Genomic DNA, 21061 nt, shown 5'->3' on the forward strand with positions numbered 1-21061 from the left:
CAAGCCTTATTTTACGAGGCTTTTCGAGGCACCGACCGGGGTTGTTTGCGTTGCCGCTTGCCCTGTCGATGGAGGCGCATTATAGAGACATTGCTCACATTAGCAAGAGACAATCGCAATAAAATTTCAAAAAATAGCAATTAGTTAGTTATTCATGCCAGCGCACAGCTTTTATACAAACTTATCCACAGATGCTCGTGAAATGAGACCATAAAAGGCCCCTGCATAGGCCCGCTAGGGTCATCCACCTTGGATGGCATCCCTGCATCTGACCCTCATGGCGTTCCTATATATAGAAGGCATCAGGGTATAGATGGCATCAGGCCGGCCTCGGCCACCCAGGCCGCCATCAGCTCGGCGGCAGGCCCTTTATGACAACCCGCCACATTCTGCCCGGCCCAGAGCGGGGAGAAGTCCACACTCCCATTCTTCTCGGCGGCACTGCGCATCGGGGCCAGCGCCGCACTCGCGTGGGGGAAGGCGGGAGGCAGCTCGCTGATGGGCCCCAACTCCCGCATCAGGCGGTTGACGATGCCCCGGGCGGGACGGCCGCTGAACAGGTTGGTGAGGGCGGTATGATGGCTCTGCGGTGACTGGATGGCAGCGCGATGCAGGGGCGATGTACTCGCCTCATCGCAGCACAGAAAAGCCGTCCCCATCTGCACGGCGCTGGCCCCGAGTGCGAGGGCGGCCCGGATCCCTTTGCCATCGACAATCCCCCCTGCCGCAATGACGGGCAGGGCCACCGCCTGCACTATCTGCGGCAGCAGGGTGAAGGTGCCTTGCTGCAGGCTGAGATCGTCCGACAGGAAATGACCGCGATGCCCCCCCGCCTCCAGCCCCTGGGCGATGATGGCATCGGCACCATGCTCTGCCAGCCAGCGCGCCTCTGCCACAGTGGTGGCACTGGCCAGCACAATGGCTCCCCAGCTTTTCACACTTTTGAGCAAGGCCGGGTCAGGCAAGCCGAAGTGAAAGCTCACCACGGCGGGCTTGAACTCGGCCAGGATGGCGGCATGTTCCGCATTGAAGGGGGCGCGGCTCGGGGCGCTCAGACTGGCATCGGCCGCGAGTCCCAGCTCGGCATAGTAGGGCGCCAGCGCCTGCCGCCAGCGGCGCTCTTCGGCGGGAGCAAGATCCTGCTGATGGTGGCAGAAGAAGTTGATGTTGAAGGGCCCGCGTCCACTCTCTGAAAGCTCACGCAAGGCTTGTTGCAATGCGGGCGGGCTGAGCATGGCAGCCGGCAGGGAACCGAGCCCGCCGGCAGCGCTGACCGCCAGCGCCAGCTTGCCGTCCTGTACTCCCGCCATGGGGGCCTGGATGATGGGGTAGCGCACCCCCAGCCGGGCAAGCAGATTCATGACTGCTCCTCTCGCTCACACCTTGCTTCTCCCTGCTGCGTCCGGGCCAGGGAGATGGCGCCTTCGATGGCACCCCGAGCCTGGGGGCTGTTTTGCCAGCAGGTCGATCCCAGCATGCTGGCCACCAGCTGGACGATATGAGGCATATCGGCGTGGGCCAGTTCCGCCAGACTGTGGTAGCCCAATTGCTCGAGTCGGCCGATGACGGTGGGCCCCACCCCTTTCACCCCGAGCAGCAAGGCCCGCTCATCCGCCGGGAACTGTTTTACCTCGGTCATTCATCGCCTCCCTGTGTCATGACATTCTCGATTTCTCTGCCACATGGCAAAGAGGGTGATCATAACCCCTATTCAACGCACATTTCTTAGCAAAAAATCTGGCTGACCACAGGAGCGAGCCTCCCGTTTGCGCATCTCGTCGGAGCAGGGCACGGCGCTCTCCCCGTCCTTGTCGATGCAGACGTAGATCTCCCGCAGGAAGCGCCCCCCATCGGCGCAGGCCAGGGTGATATTCCCCTTGGACAGCCAGGCATTGGCATCGACCAGATCCTGCTTGAGTTGTTCACGGCTCTTGCGCAGGGGCTGGGCAGGCGACTGATAGGCCGCAGGCACTGCCACCTTCTCACGCAGGATGCTGGCCAGTTGGTGGAACTGCGCCTGATCGAGGCCGGAGCAGGTGCCGTGCTTCTGCCATTCGTGGCGATAGAGGAAACGGCTGGGGTAGAGCCCGGCAAACTCGCGCTCCATCTCGGGATCCAGCCGCTCACGACTGCAATCGCTCGGGTAGCCGCGCTGATACTGGGGCCAGAGCCCGTGCAGCACGAACCCGAGCTGGCGGCTGCATTGCTCCCTGTCCGTCGGCTTGACGGCGCAGTGCTGGGGTGACCAGGAGAGGGCCAGCGCGTAATAGTCGAACTCACCCGCCTCCCCCTTGGCCTGCACGCCCGGGGCGCACAGCAGGGCGGCGGCCAGCAATGCCATCGTCTTTCTCATCTCGCACTCTCTCTTCATGGTGAAATCTGACGGCAGCAAACTCCCTGCCGAACCTCATGCTCCCATATCAGGGAGTCAAAGAACAACCATCCAAAATATCCCTACCAAGCCTGGGTCAGACCAGTAAGGGGTTTCCCCTGCCGGATCAGAGGCGTAAGCTGACTCTCCGGCGAGCCTTCGCGTCCCGCCACCATATCCCCGAATTCAGCTACCACAGGACGTAACATGATCCGCAAGAATCCCTCAGGTCACCTGCCCGTCATCCACGAATCCGCCTATATCGACAAGACCGCCATTATCTGCGGCAAGGTGATCATCAAGGAGAACGTGTTTGTCGGCCCCTACGCCGTGATCCGTGCCGATGAGGTGGACGAGACCGGAGACATGGAGCCCATCGTCATCGGCGCCAACTCCAACATCCAGGACGGCGTAGTGATCCACTCCAAGTCCGGCGCCGCCGTGACCATCGGCGAGTTCAGCTCCATCGCCCACCGCAGCATAGTGCACGGCCCCTGCGAGGTCGGTAACCGGGTCTTCATCGGCTTCAACAGCGTGCTGTTCAACTGCCACATAGGCGAAGGCTGCGTGGTGCGCCACAACTCGGTGGTCGACGGTTGCGATCTGCCCGCCGGTTTCTATGTACCCTCCACCACCCGCATCAACCAGCAGAGCGATCTGGCCGAGATCCCGCGAGTCACGGTGGATGCCACCGAGTTCTCCGAGGATGTGGCCCACACCAACATCGACCTGGTCAAGGGTTACAAGGCGCTCTCCAACGAGTTCTGATTTCCTCCTTATATAAGAACGAAAAAACGGGCGCCTGGGCGCCCGTTTTTATTGCGTGGAGTTGCTGACCATTCCCGGCTTTAACCGCACTTCTTCAGATTGATATGCCAGTTGGCGCCGGACTGCACCTGATGTTTGGCGGCGAAGCTGTCCATGTTGAGCGCCACCGACACCTGCAGCAGGCTGTTGAGGTAGATGAGCGGCAGCCCTTCCGGCACATCACCGAAGCTGCTGACGTAGGGCGCCTTGCCCTCGAACCTGACCATCTCCCCTTCGCTGATCTTGAGGCAGGCCTTGTCCCCCTTGTTGATCCCCGCCTTGGTCAGCAGAGACTCGTCGATGTTGCTCCAGACGTTGCCATACTGCACATCCAGGATGGGGATGGTGCCCTTGACGGTGCCGTCGCGCTCGACCAGTGCGGCCTGATAGGGAATGGTCACCACCTCGGCGGGCAGCAGGGGCCCCACCTGTTCGAAGCTGATGGTGCCGGAGGCGAGACGGGCACCGGTGTAGGCGTACACGTCGCGGCCGTGGAAGGTGTAGGACTTCTCGGATCCCTTGAGACGATTGTGTTTCTCGTCGATCTGGCGCACCGCCTCGATACCGAAGTGTTCAGCCACCAGGGTCAGGGTACCGTTGTCCGGCGAGACGATGTAGTGACCGCTCTTGGTCTTGAGCACCACGGAGTGGCGCGCCGTGCCGACACCGGGATCCACCACGCTCACGAAGACAGTGCCCTTGGGCCAGTAGTTGATCGTCTGGTAGAGGCGATAGGCGGCCTCCCAGATGTTGTAGGCCGGGATCTCGTGGGTCAGATCATGGAGCGGCAGGCTTCTGTCCACCCCGAAGGCGACCCCCTTCATGGCCGACACGGCCCCATCCTTGAGACCAAAGTCGGTCTGGAACACCAGGGCCTCGTTGGCAAGGGCGCTGCCAGCCAGCAGCGAGAGGGTGAGCGCGAGCACGCGGGGCGCAGTGCGAATATCCATATCGAAACTCCTTGGGATAGATGACAACGTCGATTGGCCGTTTAGCCATCCAGAGTGCCAATAAACATCCCCATTGCAAGCGCTCATGCCCGAATGGGGGGAAATCCCTCGCCTGCCCCCCAGAACGGGTGTATGGATGGAGTTATCTAATCGCGTGCGGCAGGAGTGATGATGACACAACGACAAGCCAGTGGACTGACCCTGATCCTGGGAGAGACGCGCAGTCAGCTGGAATGGATTGATCAGGATGGCACCCACGAGTCGTACCCGCTGGCCTTCGGTCTCGATGCCATGATCCCTGGCCCGTTTCGACGCGAACCGCCGACACCGCTCGAACTGGAACAGGCCATCATGGTGGTAGAGGATGAACTGATGCCGCTGGCGACGCGGATCCCTCCCCACGACTCTCTGACCCTGCAAAGCCCCTACCCCCTGGCCAGTCAACTGGGGGGCGACACCTCAGCCGGGAACGCATAGAGCAGTTGTTTGGCCAGTTTGCCGCCATGGTGGAGGGAGATCCGATGGCGTCGGCCAACTTGCCCAGAACGCGCCACTTTGCCGCAACCCTCCTGATCCTGCGGGAATGGATGCACCATCTGGATGCCGGGCAGGTGCTGCTGACCGACGAGGTCTGAGGTGCTTCCCTGTCGATTAACCGGTCTTTATTCAACCAATATTCAGCTCGTATCAGTTTTGATCCCTCACTATGCGCGCTTTCATTTTTCGCCAATTGTCTGTCAGACAATGAGGGTGGACAGGAGCGCAACTGTTGATATACATAGTGACTGTCTTGTTGATGTTCATTGGCATTGACTTCAGAATCACACACTTGAACTCTGCACCTGGCTTACCTTGAGCCACATTTGGCAGCACACGGCATACGGCAGCTCAGGGATCCTCATGTCATCTCAACACCCCCCCATCCCCCGCAAGTGGTGGTACAGGTTCTGGTTTTTCTGCCTGGCGCTGGCGGGGCTGGTGGTGGTCGGCAACTATGCCTACCTCAACGTGCGGCACGATATGCTGCTCATCGCCCACAAGCAGTCGAATGTGTTCGAGGTGTTCTATCAGCGCACTCGCGTCCTGGATCCCGAACAGCTGATCCAGTTCGTCGACAGCAACGCCATCAAGAGCCCCATTTTCAGTGAAAACCGGGATGCCCTCGCCTACGTCTATGCCTATAACTTCAAGACCCGGGCTCGACTGGCACAGATCCCGCTCATGCCCGCCACCAGAGATCTGCTGGCGACCTATCAATACGTGCTCTCCTACCCGGACGTCATCAATATTTACGCAATCTTCGACAATCACCGCATACTCGGCCTGATGGCAGACAATACCCAACTGCCTGACCAGCTGTTCGAATCCAACACCAGCCTGAACAATATCGAGCCCTGGCATCACTACTTCGGCTGCGCCGCGTTTGCCATCAGCCACGCCCCCTGCAGCAAAGATGAGGCCCAGGTGTCGGACATCTACACCGATACCTTCACCCAGTTGAAGACCATCACCATGTACTTCCCCTTCGTCTTCTATGACCGGGCCGAAAATACCTATCGTTATGGTCTGACGGGGATCGACATCGCCGTCGACACCGCCTTCCGGGAAGTGCTGCTGCCCTACGAGACCCACAATCCCACCCGGAGCGTCGTCTCCTTCGATGAGGTCGAGCCGTGCCGCCCTTTCCATATCTGCCTCAACACGCCCCTGATGCAGACCAAAGCGGGCTCCACCCTCTATCTGAAGTGGTCCTACTCCTACGGGGACGCCTTGCATCAGCTGGTGTTCTATAGCCCGGCATTCAAGATCTACCTGATCGCCCTGCTGTTCATCATGCTCACCTGGCGCCAGGTCTATGCTCGTCTGCGGGCCCTGACCCACACGGATAATCTCACCCGGCTGCCGCGACGGGACATCCTGGACGAGACCCTGTTGCAGGATCACGACTACCTGATGCTGCTGGACATCGACAACTTCAAGGCCATCAATGATCGCCATGGTCACAACGTGGGGGATCTCGCCCTGACCGCCTTCGCCCTCGGGTTGCGCACCAATACCCGCAAGGGGGATATCTCCATCCGCTGGGGAGGGGAGGAGTTCGTGATCCTGTTCAAGGGGCTGGGTGACGAGGCCACCATGCAGCAGGCAGCCGCCCGCTTGCTGACCCACCCCATCCGGATAGCCGAGGTTCCGGCCCCCATCACCTTCTCCGCCGGCATCATCCGCATCCGCGATTATCTGCAGGTGACGGACGCCGTCGCCCTGGCGGACGAGCTGCTCTATCACGTCAAACAGCACGGCAAGCACAATATCGCCTACTACCATGGGCAGCAGATCAGGCTGGTGCGGGAAGACACGCCCCCCCAATCCTGACCGCGCCCGCCAGGCTGGCCTTCTGCCTGACGGGGAGCATCTGCTACCATGGCGCCATTCTCTTGCGCCCCTTGTGCCCTGACATTCAACCGTCATGGCCTCGCCCTGTACCGGACTCTCTATGCCAGCCTCCTTTGCCGACCTGATCCTCTCCCCCCGCTTGCAGCAAACCCTGCGCGAACTCGGTTATGACCAACCGACCCCCATTCAGTCCGCCGCCATTCCCCTGGTGCTGGCGGGACGGGATCTGCTGGCGGGGGCCCAGACCGGCACCGGCAAGACCGCCGCCTTCGTGCTGCCCATCTTGCAATTGTTGATGGCGCAGCAGGCCGAACCCGCCGCCTTCCGTCCCATCCGCGCCCTGGTGCTGGTGCCGACCCGGGAGCTGGCGGTGCAGGTGCACGAGAGCGTGCTGCGCTATGGCAAGGAGACCGGGCTCACCAGCGCCCTGGTGTACGGCGGGGTCAGCATCGCCGCCCAGGTGGAGGCGCTGAAAAGCGGGGTGGACCTTCTGATCGCCACCCCGGGACGGCTGCTCGACCATCTGCGCCAGGGGGCACTCAGCCTCGCCAGCCTCACTCATCTGGTGTTCGACGAGGCGGACAGGATGCTCGACATGGGCTTTATGGACGAGATCACCGCCCTGCTCAAACAGATACCCGCCGAGCGCCAGACCCTGCTCTTCTCCGCCACCTGCGACGACAACCTCTACGCCTTGAGCAAAATCCTGCTGCGCGACCCGGCACTGATTGAAGTCGCCCCGCGCAACACCACGGCGGCCGAGGTGGAGCAGCGGGTCTATGCGGTGGATGGGGATCGCAAGCTGGCGCTGGTCGAGCATCTGCTGAAGGAAAAAGGCTATGCCCCTGCCCTCATCTTCAGCCGCACTCGCCAGGGGGCGGATCAACTCGCCCAGCGGCTCGGCAAGGGGGGCATCAATGCGCTGGCCCTGCACGGGGATCTCTCTCAAGTAGCGCGAGAAAACGTGCTGCTGGAGTTTCGCGCCGGCACCCTGCAGGCGCTGGTCGCCACCGACGTGGCGGCCCGCGGGCTGGATATCAGCGATCTCAACTATGTGATCAACCTGGAGTTCCCCTATCAGCCGGAGGATTACGTGCACCGCATCGGGCGCACCGGCCGCGCCGGCAACAAGGGGCTCGCCATCACCTTGCTGAGCCCGGACGACGCGCCGCAACTCGAAAAAGTGGAAGCCGTGCTCGATACCCGGCTGCCCCAGCAGTGGTTCCCGGGCTTCGAGCCCGATCTCACCCGCTTCGATCCCGCACCGCGTCGCAGCAGCAAGGGAGCCCAGAAGCAGAAGGCCAGAAGGCAGGCGCTCTCTGGCAACAAGGGTGGTAAAGGCAAGCGCTAGGCCCAGAGCCCCTTTGTCATCGACAAGGGGAGCAGGACCGGGAAAGAGCAAAGCCTCAGCTTCAGCATCCATCACCAATAAAAAACGCCCACTTGGGCGTTTTTTATTGCTCTCATCCTGTCATCACGAGGGCTGAGGGAGTTGCTCAGGCGGCAGGGCATTGAGGATCCGTCGCTCCGCCAGGGTGGAGAGGATAAACATCGCCAGATAGCCCAGACCCAGCGCCACTATGATGGCCACCACGTTGGCGGTGAACTCCGCCACCAGGTAGTAGGCCGCCACCAGGGCCACGATGCCCACCAGGCGGATGATCAGGCTCTGGGTGAAGTGGCCGTGGGCCTTGATATAGGCGAGCTGATAGCCGTTGAGCATCATGAAGATAAAGAAGATGGAGAAGTGAAACAGCACGGGCACGGCCCCCACATAGTCGGCGGGGAACAGCAACAACACCAGCGATTTACTCCATAACAGCATCAGGGTGAAGAATATGATGCTGACCACGGCGCTCAGGCGGAAGATCCAGCTACGGATCAGCCGGATCTGGCGATGGTCGCCGCTGTGCAGATTGACCGCCAATTCCGGCAGCACGAAGCGGTAGATGGGGAAGACGAACAGCAGGGTCATATAGGTGAAGATGAGGCGCACCACCACCTGAAAATCCCCCAGCTCGTCGAGGCTGAAGTGGCGAATGGTGAGCAATACAGTGATGTAGATCATCAGGATGCTGGCCCCCGCCTCGAGGGACGCGGTGAAGCTCTTCTTCACATAGCTGCGCATCTCGGGGCCGAGCGCGACTTTCGCCAGCGGCCGGGTGGCGATGGCCCGGCGCCGGTGCAGATACATGTAGCCCGCGATGCCGAGCGACGAGAAGGTCAGCCCGTAGAACAGCGAGCCGAGCGCATCCAGCCCCAGGCCGAAATAGCAGATCCCGAACATCAGGGCGTTGGCCAGCGGCTCCAGCCAGGTGACCCGGTTCGAGATCTCGTACATCCGGTACATGGCCACCAGATTGGTGAAGTAGATCTTGAGCCCCAGCCCGAAGATGATCCCCACCAGTTGCAGATACTCGGCCCGGATATGGAGCCCGTGCTTGATATAGGGGATCACGACGCCCCAGGTGAGCAGCACCATGCCGATGAGGAAGTAGCGGAAGATGTTGATGATGTCCCGATCGTTTCGGGTCTGGGAGTAGCTCACCACCATGGAGGAGCGAAAGCCGGTCATCAGGATGAGCGACAGGGAGATCAAATCCACCACGCTGTTGAACAGCGCCAGATCCCCCTTCGCCACCCACTGCGCCAGCCACACCTTGAAGGCGAAGCCGATGATGATGCTGGCGAGCGATGCCCACATGCCGGTGACGAAGGCCTGCTTGAGGCGAGTGAGGGAGTCGGGTTGTGCGTCTTGCGTAACTTGCATAGGTGAAAGGCCGGGTCGCTGCGAGGCAAGGGAGAGGCCCATCTTATAAAAGGGAAGCCCGGATTGAACAGCACTGATGCCCCAGGCTATTAATCAGGGACCGGCAGCCGACCCGTCACGGCGCCAAGACGCGGCCAGACGCTGGGGTTGGGCCTGGGTTCCCCTCACCTGTGCAGCACTCTCGTTCCCCTTGCCAGCTGTCTGGGGGAGCCAAGGTCTTCACTGACAATCAGGCATAGGCGGTAAACCACCATGTCCGGCCCCCTCCTGAACGCGCCTCTTTGTGCGTGGGCCCGCCGGCACCACGAACAAGTCCCCTACGTCATCGGGTGTCAACACGACATGACAGCCCATGACCGAGCCCCTCATCCGGATATTGATGCGAGGGGCATGACTCCCTATCATCTCGCAGCCCCATGGTCATGGATAAGAATGTTGTATGTCCTTTGATAAAAAACACGGTGAATTCATCTTCGATGTGCAGGGAAACCTGGTCATCTGCGAGCTGATCGGCCCTTTCAATGAAGAGGGGATGCTGGCGTGGGTGACGGAGATAAAGCGCGTGGTGAGCAGTCTCGACGGGCAGCGTTTCTGCGCCCTGGTGGACCATCGCCAGCATCAGGGGGTGATACAGTCCGCGCTGCACCATTTGCAGGATACCTATGAGTGGCTTGGCCAGAAAAATCTGGTCGCCATCGCCTCACTCTATTCGGCCAAGGTCTTCCATCACATCGCCCTCTCCTGCATGTCCCCCAGCCACCCGGGCCATATTCAGGCATTCAACGACCATCAAGCGGCCCTCGCCTGGCTGGATGCCCAATATCAGGCGCAGTAATAAGCCCGGACTGGGGTGATGCGCAGTATCAAACGCAGTGACCAATCCGGTCTGAGGGTGAACCTCAATCCCACCCTGCATGACATGATGCCCTCATGCCACGCAGTTACCCCATGATTCTGGATTAGAATGGCCGCTATCCATGCCCTGCGGTGCTGCGCCCGGCAGCAACCGAGGGCAGATCCTCCAGAGTCTGAACATAAGCGCCCGTCATGAGTGCAGCCCGGGTGACTATCTGCCCCGGCAGGGCGATGCCATCTGTGCCAAAGGGCATTTCCGCCGCCCGCACGCTGCCACCCCAAAGGCCCGCCACCAGTACCAGACCGCCCGCCAATCCCACCTTGATCCAGCTCTTCATGCTGTTGCTCCTTCTATCCGGCCCCTGGCCCTTTGCGGCATCGCGGGCCCTTTAAGCAGTGAGCAGAAGATACGGGAGATTTGTGAGGGAGAAATGAGCTTGTGTGAAGTCTGGGTGAAGTCGTGGAGCAATTAAGGGAAAGTTGGAAGGCCGTGGGTGAAAAGCAGCGTCTCACCCGGTTCCTCTCCCGAGATCGAGGGCGCCATTTCCAAGCTTGATTGCCAGACCAGATCAGCGAAGCATTTTTACCCCTTCCCCCCACGTGGGAGAAGGGTTGGGGACGAGGGGGAGGTAAATACCAAAATACAGTGAATGAAACATCTGCCATAAGGGAATGATTAGCGTAGAGTAATCGTTCGTTTACCGCGAACGATGTGATGGCAAGACAAACAGGAAACCTTGGATACCAACGGGCTCCTAGCAATAATCCCTTATCGCGATCGTCCGAATAGGATTAACTATTTGACCCTACGGCCCTTTGGAGAGATATGACAAACCCACATAACATTGAACCGATTCCTTGTGGAGAAAAGTCGCCCTATTTATCGCGACTAGAACAGTTATTTCAATCCGAATGGCCAGACTTTCGGCTTTGTGATGCTTACACAAAAGATGCGAACTTACCGCCCGTTCTCGTTGCGGTAATGAATGATGTGGTGATGGGTGGTCTAGCTTACTCTAGCTTCAAGGAACCCCATCATAACGGTGATGCCATCTGGATCAATGCCGTTTTTGTCAGTGCCGAATACCGGGGTAAAGGTATTGCCAGCCAACTAATAAATGCCGGTGCATCACAGTTGTTAGGGTCGTCACAAAACTATCTCTATGCGTATACAAATGTCCCGACACTTTATCAATCGTTGGGTTGGTCTGAGGTTGATATTAAAAGTGAACCGGATCATAAGGTGATGAGAATTTCACTCAAGTCTCGGCGCCCCGGGTAACAAAGCGTCAAGAAAACAGACAAGGTGTGCCGAGCCTGCTCCAGACAATATTGGACATCCACCCATTGCTGGTGTCGGTAGGACGCCACTAGTGCGAGCTATGATCATGGGCTTTCCTTCTGAATCGAGATTGTTTTAGCCAAGTGCAAAACCGTTAATACTACTGATATTCATCAGCCCTTTCATGACCGTCTGAATTCGCTTCGCTATCCGAACCTGTGGCCCTATGATATAACACCAACATATATTGTTAGCTTTACATCCATTGCATATGCATTTTTTAATTTTTAGATTCAAGTCGAATTAACAATGCCATCCCCACATTAACTACACAGGATATGAGAATGTTCAACACAATGCCAACAACATCAAGTCAGTTAGCCAACTTAATACAAACAGCTATTCCTGTTGGAACCGTGTTCAGCAACCCAGGTGGAGGTACATCGACAGTCACTAAAATTGGGGAAGATAAGATCTCATATCGCCGTGGGAACTCAACCATGTCAATACGCTACTCTGATCTTTATGAGGTATATTCAACCTTCAAGGGTAAAAAACTACTCTCCAGTGAATTGAAAAACTTATGGCCAAGTATCTTCGATTCAGCAGCCAGACCCGCTGGCCATAGCTGTCATTGCACCTTTTTAATGCTTATTTTGGTGAGGTTAGGTCTCTCAAGTAAAATCCATGGGAAAGGGCGAGTAGGTCGTCCTTTTTTTGTTGAATTAACATAAGCAAACTTAATACTTGCCAGATATGGTGAGAATGACAAATACACAGCACCAAACAACCTATAAATTAAATAATATTATTTACACTTAAAGTTTCAGAAAAAAATAAAACCACCCGTACGACAGGTGGTTTTATTAAGTTACCAGACTAACCAAAGCTATTTAGTACAAGCCGACAATCAACCCAACGGCGGGGTGCGCGGCGGCACCTGGCGCTTGCTGCCGGTGGACTCGAAGGCCGAGGCGACCCGTAGCAGCTTGTTGTCGTCATAGGCGCGGCCGGCGAAGGTCAGGCCCACCGGCATGCCGATATCGGCCATTACCCCCATGGGGACGGTGACGGTCGGCACGCCGAGATGGCGAATGGCGAGGTTGCCGTTGGCGACCCAGATGCCGTTGCTCCAGGCGATATCGGCGGAGGCCGGATTTATGTCCGCATCGGCCGGGCCAACGTCGGCCACCGTCGGGAAGAGCACGGCGTCGAGTTTGAGCCCGTCCATCCACTCCTCCAGATCCCGCTTGCGGGTCTGCTCCAGACCGCGCAGGCCGTCCGGCACCGAGGCTATCTCGTCGAAGCGCTTGAGGCCGCGCTTGGCCATCTTGACGTACTCGTCCATGCCAGCCGCCAGATCGCCCTCGCGGTTCGGCAAGGTGCCCGGATCGTGGGGGAAGATCTGGGGGCCATCCACATCTTCAAGTTTGTTCAGCTTGGGATCGCCATTGGCGCGCAGGAAGTCGTCGAATGCCCAGCCGGAGAGCTCCCACAGCTCGTCGTTGAGGAACTCTGGCGAGACGATGCCGCGGTTGAACACGGTCGGCGCGCCGGGTCTGTCCCCTTCGCAGTTGGAGACCAGCGGGAAGTCCACTTCGATAACTTCGGCGCCAGCCGCTTCCAGCGCCTGACGGGCCTGTTCCCACAAGGCAATTACCGACTCGCGGGTATGGATGCGCTGACCGGTCGGGCCGCCGATGCCGGGATTCTCGCTGGTGCCCGCCAGTTCATCCTTGTTGATAAACATGCGCGGCACGCCGAGGCGCTTGCCCTTGAGGGCATCGGCCTTGGCGGCGAGCTCCAGATAGGATGCCGGGCGCACCTCGGAGGCCTTGGGGATCTTGACCCAGGGCTGCAGACGCCACAGATCCCCACGGGTATCGGCATCGTCGGCCACCACAACATCGAGCACTTCCAGCAAATCGGCCATGGTGCGGGCGTAGGGCACCACCACGTCCATGGTCGGGGTCAGCGGCCAGTTGCCACGCACCGAAATGACGCCACGGGACGGGGTATAGGCGCACAGACCGTTGTTGGAGGCCGGGCCACGACCGCTCGACCAGGTCTCTTCGGCGAGACCGAAGGCAGAGAAGCTGGCGGCGGTGGCGGTACCCGCCCCGTTGGAGGAGCCGGAGGCGAAGGGCGCGGTCAGGTAATCGGCGTTGTAGGGGCTCTCGGCGCGGCCATAGACGCCGCGCTGCATGCCGCCATTGGCCATAGGCGGCATATTGGTCTTGCCGAGGCAGATGGCACCGGCGGCCCGCAGCCGCTCCACGGTGAAGGCATCGCGCTGGGCCACCAGATCCTTGAACGCCGGGCTGCCGGAGGCGGCGGTCAGCCCCTTGACCAGATAGCTGTCCTTGGCGGTATAGGGGATGCCGTCGAGCGGCCCCAGGGTCTCGCCACGGGCGCGGCGCGCATCGGAGGCTTGCGCCTCTTTCAGTGCATCGGGATTGCTTACCACCAGGGCGTTCAGCTTGGTGTCGGTCTCGGGGCCGTTATAGGCGGCAATGCGGGCGAGATAAGCCTCGACCAGTTCGACCGCCGTGGTGCGGCCTGCTTCGAGCGCACCACGCAGCTCGGCAATGGAAACCTCGGTGACATCTACCATTTTGGCGATCATGGGGATCTCCTGCAAAAGGGTGACGGTTTGTCATGATGATCGCCGCATCAGCGCCTGCGACCATCATGTCATCAAGAGATAAAACCCCACGGCGTGGGGTTTTGAATTTCTACACTCTTCGGTCAGCTTACTGACCGGAAGGAATTTGCTGAGTGATGCAGTGGATATTGCCGCCGCCGAGCAGGATCTCGCGGGCCGGTACGCCGATGACCTTGTGCGCCGGGAAGATCTCTTCCAGGATGCGCTGGGCCTCGCCATCGGTAGCGGCGTCCAGCAGCGGGTAGACGATGCGATCGTTGGTGATGAGGAAGTTCACGTAGGAACCGGCCAGACGACCTTCGGCCTCGCGCGGCACGCCGCTTCCCTGCTCCACCCCGTCGGACTCCTCGGCGGTAGAGAACAGCGGGCCCGGCTGGGGCAGCTTCCACACTTTCAGCTTGCGACCCTTGGCGTCCACCACGGCTTCCAGCACCTTCAAGGCCGCCAGGGAGCGGGCGTACTGGGGATCGGTCTGGTCGTCGGTCCAGTGCAGGGCCACTTCACCCGGGCGCACGAAGCAGCACATGTTGTCGATGTGACCGTCGGTCTCATCCAGGTAGACGCCTTCGTCCAGCCAGATGAAGCTCTTCACGCCGAGGTAGTCACGCAGCAACCCTTCGATCTGCGCCTTGCTCAGATGCGGGTTGCGGTTTTCGTTGAGCAGGCACTCGGCGGTGGTCATGCAGGTGCCCTCACCATCCACGTGGATGGAGCCCCCTTCCAGGATAAGCGGCGCGTCGTAGCGGCTCATGCCGTGCTGGCTCAGCATCTTGGCGGCCACCTCCTCGTCCTGGTTCCAGGGGTGGTAGAGACCGCCCTTGAAGCCGCCCCAGGCGTTGAAGCCCCAATCCACCCCGCGGCACTCGCCGGCGGCGTTGGTGACCACGGTCGGGCCAGAATCACGGGCCCAGCAGTCATCGCTGCTCATCTCCACCAGGGTGACGTGGGCGGGCATGATGGCACGCGCCTGCGCCATAAACTGGGCCGGCACCCCCATAAAGACCGGGGTCGCGCCACCGATGGCGTCGGCCACCTTGGCAAAGGTGCTCTGGGCGAAGCGGCCCGCCTCACGCCAGTTGTCCGGGCGGAACGGCCAAATCATCCAGACGGCCTGCTGGTGCGCCCACTCGGCGGGCATGGTGAAGCCATCGCTGGCCGGGGTGGTGTTGAAGGTGTTGATGCTCATCGCAATATCCTTGCAGGCCCTGATGGCGACACGCGCATCACGGGGAATGGGGAAACGGGCAGATGGGGAGGCGGTTCATGCGCTGACGAGCGCACTCACCGCTTCCTGGCCCACCGGCTTGTCGTCGGTTACGCAACCGCCTGGCGCACCCGCAGAAAATCTGAGTGGTCGCAGTGTAAGAAGTTGCATCCACATCAATCAAATGAATAGGATTAATCATCCCATAAATGGCGTGAATAATCCCCCCATGAAACTGCACCAGCTCGACCTCAATCTGCTGCTCGCCTTTGACGCCCTGATGACAGAGGGCAGCGTCACCCGCGCCTCGGAGGCGCTGTTTATCAGCCAGCCCGCCATGAGCCACTCCCTCGGCCGGCTGCGCACCTTCTTCGGCGATCCGCTGCTGGTGCGCACGCCCCAGGGGATGCTGCCCACCCCCCGCGCCCAGCGCCTGCACCTGGGGGTGCAGCAAGTATTGCGGCTGCTGGAGCAGCAGCTCAGCGACGAGGAGGAGTTCGAACCCCGCCACTCCAAACGCCGTTTCGTGCTCTGCACCACGGATTACGTGGAGTGCGTGCTGATCCCGCCGCTCATCTCGCGCCTCAAAACCCTGGCGCCCGGGGTCACCATCGAGATCCGCATCCTGCGCGACAACCTGCCGGAGGCGGAACTCGCCAGCGGCGAAATCGATCTGGTGCTGGGGTTTGACGAGTACATGCAGGTGCCGGGATATCTGGGCAAGGAGACCTGGCTCACCGAGCCCCTGGCCGGGCTGGTGCGCGCCACCCGCGAGCTGCCGGAGGAGTGCATCACGCTCACACAGTTGGTCGAAATGCCCCATGTGTTCCACTCACCCCTCGGCACCTCGGAGGCGAGCCTCGACAAGTTTCTGCAAAGCCTGGGACTGGCGCGCACCATCTCGGTCAACAGCCAGAGCTATATGTCCGCCGCCGCCATCGTGAGCCAGAGCGATCACCTGCTGGTGCTGCCCCGCAAGGTGGCGGAACTGCTGGCCGACCACTGGCCCCTCAAGAGCCTGCCACTGCCGACTGACGTGCCGGATTATCACCTCAACTGCGTCTGGCATCCGGTCCACGCCCAGCAACCGGCCCTTATCTGGCTAAAGGAGCTTATGCGGGAGCTGGTCAATCAGGAGCCGGGTTAGGGCAGCAGGCTGCGTCTGGCACACTCCCTATTACCCCGCCCAGCAACCAGCCCTTATCTGGCTAAAGGAGCTGATGCGGGAGCTGGTCAATCAGGAGCCGAGCTAACCTCGCCAATCATGTCTGGTTTGTGTAGCACAAACCTTGATACAGCCCCCTCATCCCCAGCCCTTCTCCCGCAAGGGGAGAAGGGAGCAGATCGGCGGGCAATAAAAAGCACCGAGACAACCGGCACTCTCACACAACAAAGATCCAAAGCCCAAAACTCAAAACTCAAAACTCAAAACCCCAGACCCCAGACCCCAGACCCCAGACATTCAATACAAAATCCCAAAAGCCAACTTTTCAATATGTTGGCACTAGAGACGCGCTGTGATCCTCACTCTCAACGACCCCCCGATCGGTTCCCTCTCCCTCTGGGAGAGGGCTAGGGTGAGGGAAAAGAGTGCACGCCCAAAGAGCAGAGCCCAGTACACCATCGGGTAATGGCTATACCTAATGGGTCAGTCGCTCTGGATAAATCCCATGCAGACCCATCCCTTTGCCAAAAGGCTGAGAGCCGAAGCAACCCTGGCCGAACAGAGGCTCTGGTTCCAGCTGCGAGATCGCCGGTTTGAGGGGCTCAAGTTCCGCCGCCAGTTTCCCGTCGGGCTCTACACGGTGGATTTTATCTGTCTGGAGCGACGACTGGTGATCGAGGTCGATGGCTCGCAGCATAACCGGCCTGAGGGTCAATACCATGACAAAGCCAGAACGGCCTATCTGGCTCACGAGGGATTTAGGGTGATCAGAGTGTGGAACAACGATGTGCTGGGACGGATGGATACCGTGCTGGCGTTTATCAAGCTGTCATTGCAGTGACCGGATCCCCCCTCATCCCCGGCCCTTCTCCCGCGAGGGGAGAAGGGAGCAGAACGGTGATTTGCTGAAAGAACATGAATCGCCAACGTGCTAACTACCCCGTCAGTCAGCCTATTGGACACACTTTGGGGTCGCTCTCAATACTTCCTCGAATTGTTCCTCTCCCTTTGGGAGAGAGCTGATCTAGATGGGGACAAGACGCTCAGCGGGCCTCGCTGGCTACCGGCAGGTCGCCGCGGGCGATGGCGGCCAGCAGGCGGGCGTGATCCTCCCGGGTGCGCTCGCCATAGGCCACGGCGAAATCGGCGATGGCCTCGTCCATCACGGTCGATTTGCCGAGGTAACCGGCGATGCGCGCCGCATCCCCCGACTTGGCGTGGGCCAGCGCCAGGGCCCAGCCGCAGAGCTGGCAATATTCGACGAAGTGGCGGGGCTTGACCTGACCCGGGGTGATGTCGATGCCTCCCTTCATGTCCCGCAGCTGGCGCACGTAGAAGTGACGCCCCCGCAATTCGCACCAGCCGAGGAAGATGTCGGGGGAGCCCTGGATCAGGCGTTGGCCCCGCACCACCCGCTGCCCCTGGCTGCCGCTCTCCTCCTTCGATTCGAAATAGGGGGCCAACACCGAGGGCTGTGCCTCCTTGACCTGCAGGAAGAGGGGATCGTCGTCATCCGCCCCGCTCAGCAGGATCACCCAGCAGCGGGTGCCCACGCTGCCCACCCCTACCACCTTGCGCACCACGTCCAGGATCCTGTAGCGCTGCAGCAGGATGCGTCTGTCCGCCGGCAAGGAGGCGAGATAGGCCTCCAGCAGCTCCCCGAGCACCTCGTAGACCGGCTCCCCGTCCTCGGTGTGGGTCTCGCGGATGACGAAGGGGTGGATCTCCCGGATCCTGTGCTGCTCATCCACCAGATCCGTCATCTTGCCGAGCACCTGCAGATGATCCCGCCCCCGGGCCTTGGCGAAGGTGGCCTCCACCCGCTTGTGAGCATCGGCGGAGAAGGCCCCCAGTACCGAGCTCTGATCCAGCCTGTCGTACCAGACCCCCATAAAGCCCATCTTGCCGTACTCCCGCAGCTTGGTGCGATAACCGGCCACCACCCTGCTGGCGGCTTCCCGCTGACGGGCGGGATCGGCGCCGAGGTACTGCGCCGCCACCAGGGCGCTGGCGGCGAGGCGCTTGAGATCCCACTCCCAGGGGCCGAGATGGGTCTCGTCGAAGTCGTTGATGGCTAGCACCAGGTTGCGCTCGGCGCTGGCATAGAGGCCGATATTGGCCACGTGCATGTCACCGCAGGCCTGCACCATCAGCCCGGTGTTGGGGGTCGCCGCCAGATCCCCCGCCATGATGGCGGCCGCCCCGCGCAGGAAGGCGAAGGGGGACTCCTGCATGCGGGCATGGCGCACCGGCACCAGCCGCTGCAATCGGGTTTGGGCCTGAGCCTTGAGCACGGCAATGGGATCCCGTCCGGGGGCGGGTTCGGGCAGCAGGGCGTGGGATTCGCGGGGGATCTGCTCGCGCAGGGCCTTGCCGGCGGCGAAACGCTCCGCGATGGAGAGACGGGGGGCGGTGAAATGCTGCAGCATCGCCCTGGACTTGGATGGTTTGGCCATGTTCGCTTGCTCCCTGACACAGTCCCATCAAGATGGAAGAGGCTGGCAGCGAGAGCAAGGGATGGGGGAAAAATCCGTCGAAGAGGCCGGTGACGACAGATTAGCAGCGCTTAGCGAGAGGCCAGGGACGCCATCAGCTGGTTGATGACGCCATCCAGCAGCGCCCGGTCGGGACGGCACTGGGCGAAGGTGATGATCCCCTGAATATTGACCTGCAAGAAGGCGGTCAGGGTGGGAATGTCGCAGCCGGCCGCAAGCTCCCCCTGCTCGCGGGCCCGCAGCAACTGCGCCGCGAGATCCTGCTCCAGCTCCCCATAGATGACCTTGCAGCGCAGGTAGATCTCCTCATCCTGCTCCGCCAGCTCCATCAGGGTGCGGGTCACCAGGCAGGAGCCCTGCAGGGCGTCATCCACCAGCTGGTTGAGATAGGTGTGCAGGCCGGCAAGGGGGCTGGCGTTCTCCAGGCGGTGGCGGCGCTCAACGCCTTTCTCCTGCACATAGTGATCGACCGTCGCCAGCAACAGGCCGCGTTTGTTGCCAAAGGCGGCGTAGAGGCTGCCCGGATGCAGACCGGTGGCCACCACCAGCTCCTGCATGGTGGTCTTGGCATACCCTTTGGCACGAAACGCCGCCATGGCACTTCGCAGGACATGGTCCCGGTCGAACTCGGCAATGCGCATGGGTTCTCCATTGAGAGGGCCCCTGGCCGGGGCAAAAAAAGGCGGCAAGTTTACCCCGAGGGGGCATGCAAGACCAATGGCCGTTAAATGCTCGCTCAAAAAATACTTGCACGCAAACCAAAAAGCGTCTTGAATGCACGTTCAAGAATGATACTTCCCAGGATGCTGACCATGGATACCCTGTTTCAACCCTATCGCCTCAACGGCACCTTGACCCTGGCCAACCGCTTCATGATGGCCCCCCTGACCCGCTGCATGGCGGGACCGGGTCTGGTTCCCACCGCGCAGATGGCCGCCTACTATGCGCGCCGTGCCGATATCGGCCTCATCATCTCCGAGGCGACCATCATTCGCCCGGACGGCCAGGGTTATCCCAACACGCCGGGGATCTACAGCCCCGAGCAGATCGCTGGCTGGAAACAGGTCACCGATGCCGTACATGCCAGGGGTGGCAAGATCTTCGCCCAGCTGTGGCACGTGGGTCGCCTCTCCCACCCCTTCTTCCATCAGGGCGAGGTGCTGGCCCCCTCCGCCATCGCCCATGACGGCACTGTGCCGCGCATGCGCGAGCTGGTCTATCAGGTGCCCCGCGCCCTGACGGTGGCCGAGATACTGCAACTCATCGAGGATTACGCCCAGGCCGCCGCCAACGCCATCGAGGCGGGCTTCGACGGGGTGGAGATCCACGGTGCCAACGGCTACCTCATCGATCAGTTCCTGCACCACGCCAGCAACCTGCGCACCGATGCCTACGGCGCCACCCCGGAGAACATGAGCCGCTTTGCCCTGGAGGTGGTGGATGCCATCTCGGCCCGTATCGGCGGCGAGCGGGTGGGGATTCGCCTCTCCCCCGGTGCCTATGTGCACCTGGATGGCGATGCTCGCGACCGCGCCGTGTTCGATCACCTGCTGGCCGAGCTCAATGGCCGCACCCTGGCCTATGTGCACCTCGGCATCTTCGATGACAGCCTCACCTTCGACTACCTGGATGGCCGCGCCTCCGACTATCTGCGGGCCCACTACGGCGGCCACCTGGTCGGGGTCGGCAACTACAGCGCCGAGAGCGCGGCCGACGCCATCAAGGCAGACCGCTTCGATCTCGTCGCCATCGGTCGCCCCCTCATCGCCAACCCGGACTATCTGGAGAAAGTGAAGAAGGCCGAACCCCTGGTGCCCTACGCCGACACCATGCTGGCCGAGCTGGTCTGACCCAGGCGGCCGACACCACGCGGGCCGGGCTGATCCCCGGGCTAACGGAGCGGCGGTGAAGCGCCAACAAACTCACTGGTCTGCACTCTGCCGATGCGCAAGTGTCAGGCCATCTTCCTGACCAAGGATGGGATCTGCGCCCTGGCGCAGGTTTCCAATGTTTGGGCCCCACTCCCGGGCCCTTTTTTGTGTCCGCCCTTCCCTGAGGCTCTCCTTGCGCCATCGCTCCGCCATAAAAAAGAAGTTGTCATCG

19 protein-coding genes and 1 pseudogene are annotated in these 21061 nt (G+C 60.7%); 10 read left to right on the forward strand and 10 right to left on the reverse strand.

Going from position 1 to position 21061, the window contains the following annotated elements; genetic code table 11:
* Positions 1 to 302 precede the first annotated feature (302 nt).
* The 3 genes from ACW5W7_RS19910 to ACW5W7_RS19920 all read right to left on the reverse strand — a co-directional run bounded on the left by ACW5W7_RS19910 (position 303) and on the right by ACW5W7_RS19920 (position 2353).
* Positions 303 to 1361, reverse strand: coding sequence for an NAD(P)H-dependent flavin oxidoreductase (locus ACW5W7_RS19910; RefSeq protein ID WP_456502825.1), 1059 nt, complete (start codon positions 1359 to 1361; stop codon positions 303 to 305).
* Positions 1358 to 1639 carry a helix-hairpin-helix domain-containing protein gene (locus ACW5W7_RS19915; protein WP_456502826.1) on the reverse strand — a complete coding sequence of 94 codons (282 nt, stop codon included), beginning with the start codon at positions 1637 to 1639 and terminating at the stop codon, positions 1358 to 1360. The genes ACW5W7_RS19910 and ACW5W7_RS19915 overlap by 4 nt, the downstream gene beginning before the upstream one ends.
* A gap of 72 nt (positions 1640 to 1711) precedes the next feature.
* Positions 1712 to 2353, reverse strand: a complete 642-nt coding sequence (locus tag ACW5W7_RS19920; RefSeq protein WP_456502827.1) for a ribonuclease T2 family protein — start codon at positions 2351 to 2353, stop codon at positions 1712 to 1714.
* A 225-nt stretch (positions 2354 to 2578) separates the two neighbouring features.
* Between ACW5W7_RS19920 and ACW5W7_RS19925 the strand changes: the two genes are divergently transcribed.
* Positions 2579 to 3139: a gamma carbonic anhydrase family protein gene (locus tag ACW5W7_RS19925; protein WP_042641619.1), complete on the forward strand. Its 561-nt coding sequence runs from the start codon at positions 2579 to 2581 to the stop codon at positions 3137 to 3139.
* Positions 3140 to 3219: 80 nt separating this feature from the next.
* Here ACW5W7_RS19925 and ACW5W7_RS19930 read toward each other — a convergent pair whose 3' ends face one another.
* Positions 3220 to 4128 (reverse strand): SAM hydrolase/SAM-dependent halogenase family protein, encoded by a 909-nt coding sequence (locus tag ACW5W7_RS19930; protein WP_456502828.1) that lies wholly within the window; start codon positions 4126 to 4128, stop codon positions 3220 to 3222.
* Positions 4129 to 4299: 171 nt separating this feature from the next.
* Between ACW5W7_RS19930 and ACW5W7_RS19935 the strand changes: the two are divergent.
* From ACW5W7_RS19935 to ACW5W7_RS19945, 3 genes and pseudogenes are all read left to right on the forward strand, one after another.
* Positions 4300 to 4763, forward strand: a pseudogene (locus ACW5W7_RS19935) (hypothetical protein).
* A 265-nt stretch (positions 4764 to 5028) separates the two neighbouring features.
* The gene (locus ACW5W7_RS19940) at positions 5029 to 6501 is read left to right on the forward strand and encodes a GGDEF domain-containing protein (RefSeq protein ID WP_456502829.1); all 1473 of its coding nucleotides are present in this window, start codon (positions 5029 to 5031) and stop codon (positions 6499 to 6501) included.
* A gap of 121 nt (positions 6502 to 6622) precedes the next feature.
* A complete protein-coding gene (locus ACW5W7_RS19945) occupies positions 6623 to 7873 on the forward strand; it encodes a DEAD/DEAH box helicase (protein ID WP_456502830.1) in 1251 nt (416 codons plus the stop codon).
* A gap of 123 nt (positions 7874 to 7996) precedes the next feature.
* On the opposite strand, the gene ACW5W7_RS19950 is transcribed toward ACW5W7_RS19945, so the two are convergent.
* Complete coding sequence (locus ACW5W7_RS19950; RefSeq protein ID WP_456502831.1) at positions 7997 to 9292, reverse strand: hypothetical protein; 1296 nt, start codon at positions 9290 to 9292, stop codon at positions 7997 to 7999.
* A 439-nt stretch (positions 9293 to 9731) separates the two neighbouring features.
* Between ACW5W7_RS19950 and ACW5W7_RS19955 the strand changes: the two genes are divergently transcribed.
* Positions 9732 to 10127 (forward strand): hypothetical protein, encoded by a 396-nt coding sequence (locus ACW5W7_RS19955; protein ID WP_434664003.1) that lies wholly within the window; start codon positions 9732 to 9734, stop codon positions 10125 to 10127.
* 136 nt (positions 10128 to 10263) lie between these two features.
* Here ACW5W7_RS19955 and ACW5W7_RS19960 read toward each other — a convergent pair whose 3' ends face one another.
* On the reverse strand, positions 10264 to 10485 hold the full coding sequence (locus tag ACW5W7_RS19960; RefSeq protein ID WP_456502832.1) for a hypothetical protein: 222 nt from the start codon (positions 10483 to 10485) through the stop codon (positions 10264 to 10266).
* A gap of 488 nt (positions 10486 to 10973) precedes the next feature.
* Here ACW5W7_RS19960 and ACW5W7_RS19965 point away from each other — a divergent pair, with 488 nt between their 5' ends.
* Complete coding sequence (locus tag ACW5W7_RS19965; RefSeq protein WP_456502833.1) at positions 10974 to 11429, forward strand: GNAT family N-acetyltransferase; 456 nt, start codon at positions 10974 to 10976, stop codon at positions 11427 to 11429.
* 344 nt (positions 11430 to 11773) lie between these two features.
* Complete coding sequence (locus ACW5W7_RS19970; RefSeq protein ID WP_456502834.1) at positions 11774 to 12163, forward strand: hypothetical protein; 390 nt, start codon at positions 11774 to 11776, stop codon at positions 12161 to 12163.
* A gap of 176 nt (positions 12164 to 12339) precedes the next feature.
* Here ACW5W7_RS19970 and ACW5W7_RS19975 read toward each other — a convergent pair whose 3' ends face one another.
* Both ACW5W7_RS19975 and aguA read right to left on the reverse strand, forming a co-directional pair.
* Positions 12340 to 14043, reverse strand: coding sequence for an amidase (locus tag ACW5W7_RS19975; RefSeq protein WP_456502863.1), 1704 nt, complete (start codon positions 14041 to 14043; stop codon positions 12340 to 12342).
* 139 nt (positions 14044 to 14182) lie between these two features.
* Positions 14183 to 15280, reverse strand: a complete 1098-nt coding sequence (gene aguA / locus ACW5W7_RS19980; RefSeq protein ID WP_456502835.1) for an agmatine deiminase — start codon at positions 15278 to 15280, stop codon at positions 14183 to 14185.
* A gap of 247 nt (positions 15281 to 15527) precedes the next feature.
* Between aguA and ACW5W7_RS19985 the strand changes: the two genes are divergently transcribed.
* Together ACW5W7_RS19985 and ACW5W7_RS19990 are read left to right on the forward strand one after the other, a co-directional pair.
* Entirely contained in the window at positions 15528 to 16445 is a 918-nt protein-coding gene (locus ACW5W7_RS19985) for a LysR family transcriptional regulator (RefSeq protein ID WP_456502836.1), read from the forward strand.
* Positions 16446 to 16968: 523 nt separating this feature from the next.
* The gene (locus tag ACW5W7_RS19990; protein WP_456502837.1) at positions 16969 to 17304 is read left to right on the forward strand and encodes an endonuclease domain-containing protein; all 336 of its coding nucleotides are present in this window, start codon (positions 16969 to 16971) and stop codon (positions 17302 to 17304) included.
* 202 nt (positions 17305 to 17506) lie between these two features.
* Here the strand turns inward: ACW5W7_RS19990 and ACW5W7_RS19995 are convergent, their stop codons facing one another.
* Both ACW5W7_RS19995 and ACW5W7_RS20000 read right to left on the reverse strand, forming a co-directional pair.
* On the reverse strand, positions 17507 to 18919 hold the full coding sequence (locus ACW5W7_RS19995; RefSeq protein WP_456502838.1) for a DUF2252 domain-containing protein: 1413 nt from the start codon (positions 18917 to 18919) through the stop codon (positions 17507 to 17509).
* A 110-nt stretch (positions 18920 to 19029) separates the two neighbouring features.
* Positions 19030 to 19599, reverse strand: a complete 570-nt coding sequence (locus ACW5W7_RS20000; protein WP_456502839.1) for a TetR/AcrR family transcriptional regulator — start codon at positions 19597 to 19599, stop codon at positions 19030 to 19032.
* Between the two features lie 171 nt (positions 19600 to 19770).
* On the opposite strand from ACW5W7_RS20000, the gene ACW5W7_RS20005 reads away from it, so the two are divergent.
* On the forward strand, positions 19771 to 20808 hold the full coding sequence (locus ACW5W7_RS20005) for an alkene reductase (RefSeq protein WP_456502840.1): 1038 nt from the start codon (positions 19771 to 19773) through the stop codon (positions 20806 to 20808).
* Positions 20809 to 21061 lie beyond the last annotated feature (253 nt).

The sequence above is a fragment of the Aeromonas intestinalis genome, from assembly GCF_054052485.1.

Coding starts and splice junctions, on each gene's coding strand:
- ACW5W7_RS19910 (WP_456502825.1), bottom strand. CDS start 1,361: ATGAATCTGCTTGCCCGGCTGGGGGTGCGCTACCCCATCATCCAGGCC.
- ACW5W7_RS19915 (WP_456502826.1), bottom strand. CDS start 1,639: ATGACCGAGGTAAAACAGTTCCCGGCGGATGAGCGGGCCTTGCTGCTC.
- ACW5W7_RS19920 (WP_456502827.1), bottom strand. CDS start 2,353: ATGAGAAAGACGATGGCATTGCTGGCCGCCGCCCTGCTGTGCGCCCCG.
- ACW5W7_RS19925 (WP_042641619.1), top strand. CDS start 2,579: ATGATCCGCAAGAATCCCTCAGGTCACCTGCCCGTCATCCACGAATCC.
- ACW5W7_RS19930 (WP_456502828.1), bottom strand. CDS start 4,128: ATGGATATTCGCACTGCGCCCCGCGTGCTCGCGCTCACCCTCTCGCTG.
- ACW5W7_RS19940 (WP_456502829.1), top strand. CDS start 5,029: ATGTCATCTCAACACCCCCCCATCCCCCGCAAGTGGTGGTACAGGTTC.
- ACW5W7_RS19945 (WP_456502830.1), top strand. CDS start 6,623: ATGCCAGCCTCCTTTGCCGACCTGATCCTCTCCCCCCGCTTGCAGCAA.
- ACW5W7_RS19950 (WP_456502831.1), bottom strand. CDS start 9,292: ATGCAAGTTACGCAAGACGCACAACCCGACTCCCTCACTCGCCTCAAG.
- ACW5W7_RS19955 (WP_434664003.1), top strand. CDS start 9,732: ATGTCCTTTGATAAAAAACACGGTGAATTCATCTTCGATGTGCAGGGA.
- ACW5W7_RS19960 (WP_456502832.1), bottom strand. CDS start 10,485: ATGAAGAGCTGGATCAAGGTGGGATTGGCGGGCGGTCTGGTACTGGTG.
- ACW5W7_RS19965 (WP_456502833.1), top strand. CDS start 10,974: ATGACAAACCCACATAACATTGAACCGATTCCTTGTGGAGAAAAGTCG.
- ACW5W7_RS19970 (WP_456502834.1), top strand. CDS start 11,774: ATGTTCAACACAATGCCAACAACATCAAGTCAGTTAGCCAACTTAATA.
- ACW5W7_RS19975 (WP_456502863.1), bottom strand. CDS start 14,043: ATGGTAGATGTCACCGAGGTTTCCATTGCCGAGCTGCGTGGTGCGCTC.
- aguA (WP_456502835.1), bottom strand. CDS start 15,280: ATGAGCATCAACACCTTCAACACCACCCCGGCCAGCGATGGCTTCACC.
- ACW5W7_RS19985 (WP_456502836.1), top strand. CDS start 15,528: ATGAAACTGCACCAGCTCGACCTCAATCTGCTGCTCGCCTTTGACGCC.
- ACW5W7_RS19990 (WP_456502837.1), top strand. CDS start 16,969: ATGCAGACCCATCCCTTTGCCAAAAGGCTGAGAGCCGAAGCAACCCTG.
- ACW5W7_RS19995 (WP_456502838.1), bottom strand. CDS start 18,919: ATGGCCAAACCATCCAAGTCCAGGGCGATGCTGCAGCATTTCACCGCC.
- ACW5W7_RS20000 (WP_456502839.1), bottom strand. CDS start 19,599: ATGCGCATTGCCGAGTTCGACCGGGACCATGTCCTGCGAAGTGCCATG.
- ACW5W7_RS20005 (WP_456502840.1), top strand. CDS start 19,771: ATGGATACCCTGTTTCAACCCTATCGCCTCAACGGCACCTTGACCCTG.